The following is an 11,994-nucleotide window of genomic DNA, read 5'->3' as shown; positions in this document are numbered from 1 at the left end:
TGTGTGTTTGTTATTTTATTCTGCTAATTTGTAAATTTCCGGCAAATTTCTGCCCAATCCATCGTAGTCTAAACCGTAACCTACGATGAATTTATTTGGAATTCTGATTCCGATATAATCTATTTTGATGTCTTTTTTGTATGCTTCGGGTTTAAAAAACAAGGTTGCAATTTTGAAATGCTTTACGTTTTGTTCTTTAAACATTCTTTTTAATTCTTCGATCGTGTTTCCGGTATCGATAATATCTTCGATAAGAACTACGGTTCTGCCTGTTAAATCCTGATTAATCCCAATTAATTCTTTGACGGTATTGGTCGAGGCTGTTCCTTCGTAAGAGGCCATTTTGATGAATGAAACCTCGCAATTGTGTTTGTATTTTTTCATAAAATCGGCCACAACCATAAAAGCTCCGTTAAGAACGCCAATAAAAATTGGAGTTTCATCTGCAAAATCGTCCTCTACCTGAGCAACTAACTTGGTTAAAGCAAAATCAATTTCTTTAGCCGAAATAAACGGAACAAATTGTTTATCGTGAAGTTGTATCATTATTTTGGGTTTAAAATAATGCGCAAAGATACAGAATTACAACCAAACTGTAAGTATCAAATTATAGTGTAGGCAATACTTTTTTCAGAATGTTAAATATCACTTAATATTTACAAATTTTTCCTTAAAAAGATTTTTAATTTTATTAAATTGTTGTTTTTAAAACTTTTAACTTCAAATCGAAATGAAAAATACCACGCAAATCTTATCCGCATCCCTATTGCTATTGATGACAGCCTGCAATGGGCAGGTCAAAAAAGAGGAAAAAGATGCTTTAGCAAAACAGCCCTCTATTATTGTAAAAACCGCTGTTGGAGATATTACGCTGCCTCCACCCTACGCAACAGAATCTAAAGCAAACAATAGTAAGGTTATTCAATGGCCAGAAGGAAAAACACCAACAGCACCGGAAGGTTTTACAGTAACGAAGTTTGCTGATGGTTTTGAGAATCCGCGCTGGACGTACATTGCGCCCAACAATGATATTTTTGTGGTAGAAAGCGGCACCAGAACAAGTAAAAACCAGATTATTATTTTACGTGATAAAGACAAAGACGGAAAATTTGAAACCCGTGAAGTATTCATTAAAGATCTCAACAGACCTTTTGGAATGCTGGTTCTAAAAGACTTTTTCTATATAGCTAATACGGATGGTTTGTATCGCTATCCTTATAAAAATGCTCCACTAAAATTAGAAACCAAAGGCGAAAAAATTCTGGAACTTCCAGCGGGAGGTTACAACAATCACTGGACAAGAAATATTATTGCCAATACTGACGGAACAAAAATCTACGTTTCTGTAGGTTCCGGAAGTAATGTAGGTGAAAACGGAATGGACAAAGAAGTACGCCGTGCCGATATCCTGGAAATTAACCCCGATGGAACCGGCGAGGTAATCTACGCTGCCGGACTAAGAAATCCGGTAGGAATGGACTGGAACCCTGTCAACAACGAATTGTGGACAGCTGTAAATGAACGTGATGAATTGGGTGATGACCTTGTTCCCGATTATATTACAAGCGTTAAAAAAGATGGTTTTTATGGCTGGCCGTATTCTTATTATGGTAACATTTTAGACCCAAGAATGAAAGGCGAACGAAAAGATTTAGCTGCAAAGGCTATTGTTCCGGATGTTTCAGTTGGGGCGCATACCGCTTCATTAGGATTGGCTTTTTATACTAAAAAAGGGTTTCCTGAGAAATATAAAAACGGTGCTTTTGTAGGGCAGCACGGTTCGTGGAATCGTTCAAAAATATCTGGTTATAAAGTAGTTTTTGTTCCTTTTTCCAACGGAAAACCTTCCGGAAAACCAGAAGATTTTTTAACAGGATTTGTAGCCAACGCTGAAAAAGCAGAAGTTTACGGACGCCCTGTGGCAGTTACCGTTATGAATGACGGATCGCTATTGGTGAATGACGATAGCGGTAATACAATCTGGAGAGTAACAGCGAATAAATAACCAACTCCTTTTATGATTTATAAAAAATATTGTTTTCTTTTTTTTGTGCTACTTTGTTTCCAAAACATTTTGGCACAAAAAAAAGAAGGCAAAAACATTGATGCTGCCAAAGCTGAAAAATTAAACGAAGTTGTTATCAGCTCGCTTCACATCAATGACAGTTTATTGAATGCTCCCGCTTCTATCGGGATTTTATCTAAAAAAGATTTAATGCAAAACAATACGACCGATATCAGCACGGTCGTTAATACCATTCCCGGTGTGTTCATGCAGTCTGCAAATTTTACTACAAGCCGTATTTCGATTCGGGGTATTGGCGCGAGAACTACTTATGGCACCAATAAAATCAGGGCTTTTTATGGCAGTATTCCGCTGACATCCGGAAACAGCGAAACCGTAATTGATGATATTGATCTGGAAAATATTGGCCAGATTGAAATTATAAAAGGACCTCTTTCGAGTGTGTATGGCGCTGGATTGGGCGGAGCCATTATAATTTCGCCTCAACTTCTGAAAATTCAGGGACAAAATGCTTCTATCAGTACCGTTTATGGTTCATTTGGTTTATTAAAAAATACGCTGAACTATTCCTTAAATAAAGAAAGTTCAAGCCTGAACGTGAGTTATCACAAACTAAAAACGGATGGCTGGCGGGAAAACAGCGCGTACAACAGAGAAGGAATCACGCTTGCAGGAGAACTTTTAAAAAGAAAGAACAGTCAATTGACTTATTTTTCAAATTACACCTATTTAAAAGCTTTTATCCCGAGTTCGATTAGTAAAAACGTCTTTGAAAATAATCCGCAAGCCGGTGCACCAACCTGGGTAGCTTCGAAAGGTTTTAAAGAATACAAATCTACATTGGCGGGATTGGCGTATGATTTTAAAATTAATGAAAATTTAAGCAATTCGTCATCCGTTTTTATCAATTATAAAGGCAGTAACGAGCCGCGGCCTTTTGATATTTTACGTCAATATACTTTTGCCACTGGTGCCAGAACGCAATTTTCGGGGAATTTTAAAATTAAAGAAACACAAAATCAATTCATTGCCGGAATCGAATATTTTACAGATAATTATAATGGAAATACGTTCGAAAATTTATATCAGCAAAATAATGGATTAGGGAGCTTACAGGGAAATCAACTGACTGAAACAGACCAGAAAAGACATTTTTATAATATATTTTCTCAAGTCCGAACCTTGCTTTCTGAGCAGTTTGAAATTCAGGCTGGAATTAACTATAATAAAACAGAATTTGAGTTAACAAATTATAACACTTCTTCTACCCAAAAATACAGTTATGACGGTATATTGGCTCCACAATTTTCTCTATTATTTAAGCCTAATACGCAACGAACGCTTTATTTTTCAGTTAGTCGCGGGTTCTCATTGCCAGCAACTGAAGAAACTTTAACCACTGAAGGTACAATCAACACGGACATTAAACCCGAAAATGGTTATAATTTTGAAACCGGAGGAAAATTCTATTTTTTAAACAAAAATCTTTACACCGAATTTGCCTTGTATCGCATGCAGATCAAAGATTTACTGGTAGCAAAAAGAATAGGCGATGATCAGTATGTAGGTATAAATGCAGGTGAAACATTTCATCAGGGTTTAGAAATTGCCTTAAAACACAACTGGCAGATGAACAACTTCTTTTTGTTAAACTCGTATGTTTCAGCTTCAATAGGAAATTATGAATTTAAGGATTTTATGGATAGCGGAAATGATTATTCCGGAAACAAATTAACCGGAGTTGCTGCCAACAAAGCGAATGCAGGCTTACTTTTAAACACTAGTTCTGGGCTTTACTTTTCTGCAGATTTTCAGTTTGTTGATGAAATTCCGCTAAACGACGCCAACTCAGATTACTCAGATGCTTATAATATTGTCAATCTAAAAACAGGCTATCGTTTTGAAATACTCCCTCAATTAACAACTCACCTGGCTTTTGGCGTAAACAATTTATTTGACGAAAAATATACTTCCTTAATTTTACCCAATGCCGTAGCGGTAGGAAACAATACTCCGCGATATTACTACCCGGGACTTCCTGTAAATTATTACGGCAGTATTTCATTAAATTATTTATTTTAGAGCAATGTTAATTCAAAATCTAAAAATGTCTTCTGAACTGCAAAGAAAACTCGACTACGTAAATGCTTACAGAGAAAACCGGCTGAAGGCGGCACAGGAAATTCTGGAAAACAAAGACTTATTTGACGAATTGATTGCTATTTGTTTTTCTCCTTCTGATAAAAACAATCACAAAGCCTGCTGGATTTTAGAATTTGTCGCTTACGAAGAACTTCTTTGGCTACAGCCGCATCTTGATTTTTTTTGTTCCAATATCAAAATCTTAAAAGATGAAAGTGCTATAAGACCGATTGCAAAAGTGGTTCAGCTTTTGGTTAAATCGCATTACCAAAAAGCAGAAAATAGTATTTTGCTTTCTGAAGAAAATCTTCAGGAATTAATCGAAATTAGTTTTGACTGGTTGATTACCGATGTAAAAGTGGCTACAAAAGCCTATTCGATTCGAACTTTATACTTACTCGGAAATCATTATGACTGGATTCATCCTGAGTTGAAAATTATTCTGGAGAAAGATTTCGGAGACCATTCAGCGGCATATAAAGCTGTCGCTAAAGAAGTTTTAAAGAAAATAAAATAGTTTTTGCCACAGATTAAATGGATTTGAAACTATTTTTTTCCGCCACGAATTCACGAATTTTTGAAGTTATATAATTAGAAATTCGTGAATTCGTGGCGGAAAAATTAAATTTGTAATTCGATCAAAATAATTATTTTACGTACATTTGTAAAAACTTTACGTATATGAATACCAAACTCACTTTATCGTTAGAAAAAGAAGTTATCGAACAAGCAAAATCGTATGCTAAAAAAACGGGCAGAAGCTTATCTGAACTGGTAGAAAGTTATTTTAAAAATCTGACTGAAAAAACAGAAACCTACGATGACATTCATCCAAAAGTAAAAAAACTGATTGGCATTGTAACTTTGCCTGACGATTTTGATGAAGAAAAAGTAAAAGAAGAGCATTACAGAGAAAAATACGGTCTATGAAAAACGTTTTTATTGACACTAATATTCTGATGGATATTTTTGCAAATAGACAACCTTTTGTACATAATTCTTTAAAAATTTACGCCTTAGGAGTTGATAAAAAAATAAATCTATATTCTACATCAAATACGGTCATCACGCTTCATTATTTGTTAAAAAAACTGATTCCTGAGGAAAAAATCCGAATGGCTTTGGATGAAATCACAGAAAATATTGAAATAATTTCAATTGATGTAAACATCATTAAAAAAAGCTTAAAATCAAACCATAAAGATTTTGAAGATGCCATTCAAATTACAGCTGCTCAATCTATTCATAATATGGATTGTATTGTTACCCGGGATTTGAAAGATTATAAATTTTCAGAAATTAACGTTTTCACACCAGATGAATTCTTAAATACACTATAAAAACAATGAATTATTTTTCTTCTGATTTTAAATTAGGAATCTTAGGAGGCGGACAATTAGGTAAAATGCTATTGTTTGACACTCGAAAATTTGACATACAAACTTATGTTTTAGACCCAAGCGATGAAGCACCGAGTAAATTTGCGTGCAATAAATTCTTTCAGGGCGATTTAATGGATTATGAAACGGTTTACAATTTCGGGAAACAAGTGGATGTTTTGACTTTTGAAATTGAATTGGTTAATCTGGAAGCTTTAACGCAATTAGAAAACGAAGGGCTAAAAATTTATCCGTCGCCAAAAACCTTAAAAGGAATTCAGAATAAAGGAATTCAGAAACAATTCTACGCTGATAACAATATCCCAACTGCTCCTTTTGAAAGATTTGAGAATTTAGATAATTTGAAATCTAAAATCAACGATTTAAAATTGCCTTTCGTCTGGAAATGTACCGAATTTGGTTACGACGGAAATGGTGTAAAAGTAATTCGCCAAGCATCTGATTTAGACAGTTTACCTAATGTAGAATGTATTGCTGAAACGATGATTCCTTTCAAAAATGAATTGGCCGTTATTGTTTGCAGAAATCCGTCAGGCGAAATCAAAACGTATCCTGTGGTCGAAATGGAATTTCACCCAGAAGCCAACCAAGTTGAATACGTAATTTGTCCGGCAAGAATCGACGAAAAAGTGGCTGAAAAAGCCCGAGCAATTGCGTTGAATGTTTCAGAGAAATTTAATCATGTTGGTTTATTGGCAGTTGAAATGTTCCAAACCAATGATGATGAAATCTTGGTAAACGAAGTCGCTCCACGACCACACAATTCAGGACATTATTCTATCGAAGCCAGTTATACATCACAATTCGAAAATCATTTACGTGCCATTCTGGATCTTCCGTTAGGAAATACCGACAGCAAAGTTGCCGGAATTATGGTAAATTTAGTAGGCGCAGAAGGTTTTTCTGGAGATGTAGTGTATGAAAACATCGAAACCATTTTAGGCTGGAACGGTGTTACACCACATATTTATGGTAAAAAACAAACACGCCCTTTCAGAAAAATGGGTCACGTTACGATTGTAAATGAAGATATGGCGGAAGCGAGAAGAATTGCGGAGGAGGTTAAGAATACGATTAGGGTGATTAGTGCTTAGTTCTTAGTCCTTAGTGTTTAGTCCTTAGTCCTCAGTTTATATTAGCAATCATTTTTTAATTAGCTTTGTAAAAATTCAATAAATGAAAATTTCAAAATTACATATCGATCAGTTTAGACATTTAGAAAATCTAGATTTTGATTTTACTTATCCTGAAGATTTCCATATTGAAGAAAAAAGAGGAAAACCTTTAGATAAAATATGTTTTATTGGACAGAGTGCTACTGGGAAAACTGGTTTGTTGGAATTATTTTATGAAAGACATTTTTTTATAAATAATCTTTTCATTAATAATCAAAATTATGTTGATCCTCCACTTGGAGAAGAAAAAAAATTTAATGGCAGTATAAACTTTAATTGGTTCGATAACAATGATAACAATATTGAGTTGTCAAATGAAAATTTAAAATATAATAATGACATCTATTATAATAAATTTATAGGTGGTTGGTCAGGTCAATTATTTGAAAAACGTGAAGAAAAAAAACTAATTTATTATTTTAAAGCTAATTTAATTTCAGATAAAAATATTGATATTTTTACTAAGAATCCAATTGACCTAATCGAAAAACACCAAAAAAACTCTGAAATTAGTCTCGAAAATATTCTAAATAGTAGTTTTAACACCCCAAACATACTTTTTAATGATGATGTAGATGTAAAAATATGGCTTTTTCTTCTAAGTGAAATTTTAGAATACCGCAAAAATTTCACTCAAAAAATGTCTGAATTAATCCATAAGGGGCTATTATCAAACCCTACTAAACTAGATAGCGAATATAAAAAATGGCAAAAAGAAAATCCAAATGAATTGGAAGCTTTTGTTGAAAATTTTAATCCAATTTTAGAAAAACTAAATCTAGAAGTTGATTTAGTGAATACAGAATATTCAATCCCTATTAAGAATAAAAGAAATGATGAAATAATTCCAATACAAAATACTAGTACAGGAACAAAAGGATTATTACTGTCATTTTTACCCCTATTCAAACTAGAGACAAAAGATTCTATAATTTTAATTGACGAACCAGAAAGATCCTTATATCCAGATATGCAAATGGACTTGATGGATCATTATCAAAACCTTGCTCCAAAAGCTCAATTTATAGTAGCAACTCATTCTCCATTTGTTGCTGCTTCATTTGAACCAGAGGAAAGATTTATTCTATATTTTGATGAGGAAGGAAAAGTTGCTGTTAGAAGAGGAAGTTCTCCAATTGGTGATGACCCGAATGATATGTTGAAGAATGATTTTGGAGTAAATTATTATAATAAACACGGAGAAGAAGCCTATCAAAGATATATTACTCTAAAACAAGAAGTTGCAAACGAAAGTGATCCTAAAAGAAAAAAAGAATTATTATTAGAAACCGTTAAACTCGGTGACACTTATAACTTCTAAATATGAGAAGAGTTATTAAAAATGACGATTCCGAAGTTAAAAAAAGTAATTTGGGTTATATCGAAGGCAATTCAAATAATAATTTAAAAATTTCGAAAATCTTATACAAAGAACAAAAGGGATTTTGTGTTTATACAGAAGAATATTTAGGAAGAGCAGACGCAAGAGATATCGAACATTTTAATCCAACTTTAAAAGGAACTAAAAAAGATTCTTATTCAAATTGGTTTTTAGTCAAACATCAATGGAATAAAGAAAAATCTACCAAATGGGAAGATTATCAACCTGTTTTGCACCCAACAGCAATTGATTTTGATGAAAGAGTAGTTTACGATGATGGCGATTATAGAGTTTCTGATTTAAATGATAATGAAGCTGTCAATTTGATAAATTTATTAAAGCTTGATGATATTATTTTAGCTGACGAAAGAAAAAAATACATTCAAAGAAAAACTAAAGAACTTGCCTTATATGGTGAATCACCAGAAGTTTTCTTTAAAGTATTAATTGATGACGATGTAAAACAAATATCTTATTTGAGAGCCATTGATAAAGAATTCAAGATTGACATTTGGAGTTTACTACCTGATCCACAATAAAAATTAAACAATATTATAGTAACAGTTTTCAAACCTGAAACCTGAAACCTGAAACAAAACAAACAAAAAAACACATGAGCAAAGTAGCCATTATAATGGGAAGCATCTCAGACATGCCAGTTATGCAGGATGCCATCGACATATTAAAACAATTTAATATTGAAGTAGAAGTAGATATCGTTTCGGCACACAGAACTCCGGAAAAATTATTCGATTTCAGCAAAAATGCACACACTCGTGGCATTTCGGTCATTATTGCCGGAGCTGGAGGAGCTGCACATTTACCTGGAATGGTGGCTTCGATGTCTCCTCTTCCTGTAATTGGAGTTCCAGTAAAATCAAGCAATTCTATTGATGGTTGGGATTCGGTTTTGTCGATTCTGCAAATGCCAGGCGGAGTTCCTGTTGCAACTGTGGCATTAAACGGAGCAAAAAATGCCGGAATTTTAGCCGCTCAAATCATCGGAAGTCATGATAAAAACGTTCTTGAAACTATTATCTCCTACAAAGAAGAATTGAAAGCTGCCGTTAACAAAGCGGCTGAAGGATTGAAAAAATAAGGTTATTTATTCCGCAGAGACTCACAGAGAAATACCACAGAGATTCGCTAAGATTTTTTTTAATTTATTATTGAAGAAAACTTTGTGAATCTCTGTGTTTACTTAGCGAGACTTTGTGGAACAAAAAATAAACCTTAACTTTGATAAAAAAGCGAAATGAACATTCAAACCTCTAAAATAGAACTGGCCAAAATTGTTTTAGATATAGATAATCCTGATCTAATTCAGGAAATTGTTGACTTCATTCAATCAAAAGAAAATCTTTCTGATGAGCAAAAGCACCGCATAGACGAGGCTATATATTCTTTAGAAAATAATGAAGGAACTCCGCACGATGCTGTTATGGAAGAAACCAAAAATCGTTATTCAAAATATTTTAAATAATGATTGTAATTTGGGCTCCACAGGCTAAAAAAGACTTTTGGAATAATATCGATTATTTAGAAGCCGAATGGTCTGTAAAAGTTGCAGCAAGTTTTATTGAGAAAGTAGATGCTACAATAGCTCTTTTAAAAAATGACAATGTTTTATTTGTAAAAACTAACTACAGAAACGTTTATAAAATTGTCATAACAAAACATATTTCACTTTATTATAGAATAGAAAACAACACTATCCAATTACTGCGTTTTTGGAATAATTTTCAAGATTTAAAGCAATTCAAATTATAATTCTTTCAATCTTTTAATTTTTAAATCATTAAATTCTACATGAGCATCTTAACACAATTTTTCAATACAAAACATAACACAGCACCTTTTTCTCAAATCAAAATCGAAGATTATTTTCCTGCTTTTCAGGAAGGAATTACTTTGGCGAAAGCCGAAATTGATGCCATCGTAAACAATCCTGAAGCACCAACTTTTGAGAATACCATTCTGGCAATGGAATTTGCAGGTGATATTTTGGACCGTCTTTCCAGTATTTTCTTTAATCTGAATTCGGCTGAAACGAATGATGAAATGCAAAAAATTGCTCAGGAAGTTTCGCCTTTATTATCAGAGTTCGGAAACGACATCACCTTAAATGCTGCCTTATTTACAAAAGTGAAAGCCGTTTACGACCAAAAACAGCAATTAAATCTAAATGCAGAGCAAACGACACTTTTAGATAAAAAATACAAAAGTTTTTCCAGAAACGGAGCCAATTTAGCCGAAGACAAAAAGGATCAATTACGCGAAATTGATAAAGAATTGTCCATGTTGAGTTTGCAGTTTGGTGAGAATGTTTTGGCCGAAACCAATGCTTTCGAATTGCATTTAACAGATGAGAAAGATTTATCAGGATTACCAGAAGGTACCATCGAAGCGGCCAGATTATTGGCGAAAAGTCAGGAAAAAGAAGGCTGGATTTTCACTTTAGACCATCCGAGCTATGTTCCGTTTTTGACGTATGCCGATAATCGCGAACTGCGTAAAAAAATGGCGATTGCTTTTGGGGCAAGATCTTTTCAGAATAACGAATTTGACAATCAGGAAAATGTACTGAAAATTGCCAAATTACGTTTCGAAAGAGCCAATTTATTAGGGTATAAAACGCACGCCCATTTTGTTCTGGAAGAAAGAATGGCGCAAAGCCCGGAGAAAGTTTTTACATTTTTAAATGATTTATTGGCTAAAGCAAAGCCGGCAGCTCAAAAGGAATTTGCTGAATTAACCGCTTTTGCGAAAAAGTTAGACGGAATCGAACAATTGGAAAAATGGGACGGAGCGTATTATTCTGAAAAATTAAAACAACAGCTTTTTAATTTGGATGACGAAAAACTGAAACCTTATTTTCAGTTAGAAAAAGTTTTAGAAGGTGCTTTTACGGTTGCTAAAAAATTATTCGGATTAACATTTACCGAAATTTTTGATATTGATAAATACCATGAAGAAGTTATAACTTACGAAGTAACCGACGAACAAAATAATTTGGTTTCGATTTTCTACGCCGACTTTTTCCCTAGAAAAGGAAAACGTAACGGTGCCTGGATGACTTCGTTTAAATCACAATCTATAAAAGACGGCGTAAACGAAAGACCACATATTTCGAACGTTTGTAATTTTACAAAACCCACAGAAACAAAACCTTCGTTGTTGACTTTTAATGAAGTAACGACTTTGTTTCATGAATTTGGTCACGGTTTACATGGGATGTTGGCCAACACCACCTATCCGAGTTTATCGGGAACTTCTGTGTATTGGGATTTCGTAGAATTACCAAGTCAGATTATGGAAAACTGGTGTTACGAGCCGGAAGCTTTGGCTTTGTTTGCCAATCATTATGAAACAGGCGAAATCATTCCACAAGAATATGTTCAGAAAATTAAAGAAAGTGCCAGTTTTCAGGAAGGACTAGCAACTATGCGTCAGTTGAGTTTTGGATTATTAGACATGGCCTGGCACGGACAAGATCCGACGAATATTACCGATTTGAAAACTTTCGAAACAGCACAATTCGCCAACACACAATTGTATCCTGATGTAAAAGAAAACGCGATGAGTACCGCTTTTTCGCATATTTTTCAAGGTGGCTATTCATCAGGTTATTACAGTTACAAATGGGCTGAAGTGCTGGATGCCGATGCTTTTGAATATTTTCAGGAAAACGGCATTTTCAATCCTGAAGTAGCGAAGAAATTCAAAGACAATGTACTTTCAAAAGGAGGAACAGAACATCCGATGATCTTGTACAAACGTTTTAGAGGTCAGGAACCAAAACCTGAAGCTTTATTAAAGAGAGCGGGATTGTTGTAGAAAATTTAGATATCTTTGCTTAACATTCAAACT

The 11,994-nt window shown here is 33.9% G+C and carries 13 protein-coding genes; 12 read left to right on the top strand and 1 reads right to left on the bottom strand.

What is annotated here, in order from left to right:
* Nucleotides 1–15: 15 nt before the first annotated feature.
* Nucleotides 16–546, bottom strand: coding sequence for a hypoxanthine phosphoribosyltransferase (hpt, locus tag GON26_RS08530; RefSeq protein ID WP_160374414.1), 531 nt, complete (start codon nt 544–546; stop codon nt 16–18).
* 184 nt (nt 547–730) lie between these two features.
* Here hpt and GON26_RS08525 point away from each other — a divergent pair, with 184 nt between their 5' ends.
* The 12 genes from GON26_RS08525 (at nt 731) to GON26_RS08470 (ending at nt 11,961) form a co-directional block, all read left to right on the top strand.
* Nucleotides 731–2,005 (top strand): PQQ-dependent sugar dehydrogenase, encoded by a 1,275-nt coding sequence (locus GON26_RS08525; RefSeq protein WP_160374413.1) that lies wholly within the window; start codon nt 731–733, stop codon nt 2,003–2,005.
* A gap of 69 nt (nt 2,006–2,074) precedes the next feature.
* Nucleotides 2,075–4,108: a TonB-dependent receptor gene (locus tag GON26_RS08520; protein WP_230407909.1), complete on the top strand. Its 2,034-nt coding sequence runs from the start codon at nt 2,075–2,077 to the stop codon at nt 4,106–4,108.
* Between the two features lie 25 nt (nt 4,109–4,133).
* Nucleotides 4,134–4,685, top strand: coding sequence for a hypothetical protein (locus tag GON26_RS08515; RefSeq protein ID WP_160374411.1), 552 nt, complete (start codon nt 4,134–4,136; stop codon nt 4,683–4,685).
* A gap of 164 nt (nt 4,686–4,849) precedes the next feature.
* A complete protein-coding gene (locus GON26_RS08510; RefSeq protein ID WP_160374410.1) occupies nt 4,850–5,098 on the top strand; it encodes a DUF6364 family protein in 249 nt (82 codons plus the stop codon).
* A complete protein-coding gene (locus GON26_RS08505; protein ID WP_160374409.1) occupies nt 5,095–5,508 on the top strand; it encodes a type II toxin-antitoxin system VapC family toxin in 414 nt (137 codons plus the stop codon). The genes GON26_RS08510 and GON26_RS08505 overlap by 4 nt, the downstream gene beginning before the upstream one ends.
* A gap of 5 nt (nt 5,509–5,513) precedes the next feature.
* Nucleotides 5,514–6,662 (top strand): 5-(carboxyamino)imidazole ribonucleotide synthase, encoded by a 1,149-nt coding sequence (locus GON26_RS08500; protein WP_160374408.1) that lies wholly within the window; start codon nt 5,514–5,516, stop codon nt 6,660–6,662.
* 82 nt (nt 6,663–6,744) lie between these two features.
* Nucleotides 6,745–8,064: an AAA family ATPase gene (locus GON26_RS08495; RefSeq protein WP_160374407.1), complete on the top strand. Its 1,320-nt coding sequence runs from the start codon at nt 6,745–6,747 to the stop codon at nt 8,062–8,064.
* A 2-nt stretch (nt 8,065–8,066) separates the two neighbouring features.
* The gene (locus GON26_RS08490) at nt 8,067–8,663 is read left to right on the top strand and encodes an HNH endonuclease domain-containing protein (protein ID WP_160374406.1); all 597 of its coding nucleotides are present in this window, start codon (nt 8,067–8,069) and stop codon (nt 8,661–8,663) included.
* A gap of 74 nt (nt 8,664–8,737) precedes the next feature.
* Nucleotides 8,738–9,223, top strand: a complete 486-nt coding sequence (purE, locus tag GON26_RS08485; protein ID WP_160374405.1) for a 5-(carboxyamino)imidazole ribonucleotide mutase — start codon at nt 8,738–8,740, stop codon at nt 9,221–9,223.
* Between the two features lie 156 nt (nt 9,224–9,379).
* Nucleotides 9,380–9,607 carry a hypothetical protein gene (locus GON26_RS08480; protein ID WP_160374404.1) on the top strand — a complete coding sequence of 76 codons (228 nt, stop codon included), beginning with the start codon at nt 9,380–9,382 and terminating at the stop codon, nt 9,605–9,607.
* The gene (locus GON26_RS08475) at nt 9,607–9,894 is read left to right on the top strand and encodes a type II toxin-antitoxin system RelE/ParE family toxin (protein ID WP_160374403.1); all 288 of its coding nucleotides are present in this window, start codon (nt 9,607–9,609) and stop codon (nt 9,892–9,894) included. Before GON26_RS08480 ends, GON26_RS08475 begins: the two co-directional genes overlap by 1 nt.
* Nucleotides 9,895–9,933: 39 nt before the next feature.
* On the top strand, nt 9,934–11,961 hold the full coding sequence (locus GON26_RS08470) for a M3 family metallopeptidase (protein ID WP_160374402.1): 2,028 nt from the start codon (nt 9,934–9,936) through the stop codon (nt 11,959–11,961).
* Nucleotides 11,962–11,994: the final 33 nt, after the last annotated feature.

The organism is Flavobacterium hydrocarbonoxydans, assembly GCF_009789235.1.
Lineage (GTDB): Bacteria > Bacteroidota > Bacteroidia > Flavobacteriales > Flavobacteriaceae > Flavobacterium > Flavobacterium hydrocarbonoxydans.
This window is presented reverse-complemented; position numbering and strand designations above follow the sequence as displayed.

What these genes read in the sequence shown, in the direction of transcription:
- GON26_RS08480 (WP_160374404.1), top strand. Translation starts at nt 9,380, where the DNA reads ATGAACATTCAAACCTCTAAAATAGAACTGGCCAAAATTGTTTTAGAT.
- GON26_RS08525 (WP_160374413.1), top strand. Translation starts at nt 731, where the DNA reads ATGAAAAATACCACGCAAATCTTATCCGCATCCCTATTGCTATTGATG.
- GON26_RS08515 (WP_160374411.1), top strand. Translation starts at nt 4,134, where the DNA reads ATGTCTTCTGAACTGCAAAGAAAACTCGACTACGTAAATGCTTACAGA.
- GON26_RS08505 (WP_160374409.1), top strand. Translation starts at nt 5,095, where the DNA reads ATGAAAAACGTTTTTATTGACACTAATATTCTGATGGATATTTTTGCA.
- GON26_RS08475 (WP_160374403.1), top strand. Translation starts at nt 9,607, where the DNA reads ATGATTGTAATTTGGGCTCCACAGGCTAAAAAAGACTTTTGGAATAAT.
- GON26_RS08490 (WP_160374406.1), top strand. Translation starts at nt 8,067, where the DNA reads ATGAGAAGAGTTATTAAAAATGACGATTCCGAAGTTAAAAAAAGTAAT.
- hpt (WP_160374414.1), bottom strand. Translation starts at nt 546, where the DNA reads ATGATACAACTTCACGATAAACAATTTGTTCCGTTTATTTCGGCTAAA.
- GON26_RS08500 (WP_160374408.1), top strand. Translation starts at nt 5,514, where the DNA reads ATGAATTATTTTTCTTCTGATTTTAAATTAGGAATCTTAGGAGGCGGA.
- purE (WP_160374405.1), top strand. Translation starts at nt 8,738, where the DNA reads ATGAGCAAAGTAGCCATTATAATGGGAAGCATCTCAGACATGCCAGTT.
- GON26_RS08470 (WP_160374402.1), top strand. Translation starts at nt 9,934, where the DNA reads ATGAGCATCTTAACACAATTTTTCAATACAAAACATAACACAGCACCT.
- GON26_RS08510 (WP_160374410.1), top strand. Translation starts at nt 4,850, where the DNA reads ATGAATACCAAACTCACTTTATCGTTAGAAAAAGAAGTTATCGAACAA.
- GON26_RS08495 (WP_160374407.1), top strand. Translation starts at nt 6,745, where the DNA reads ATGAAAATTTCAAAATTACATATCGATCAGTTTAGACATTTAGAAAAT.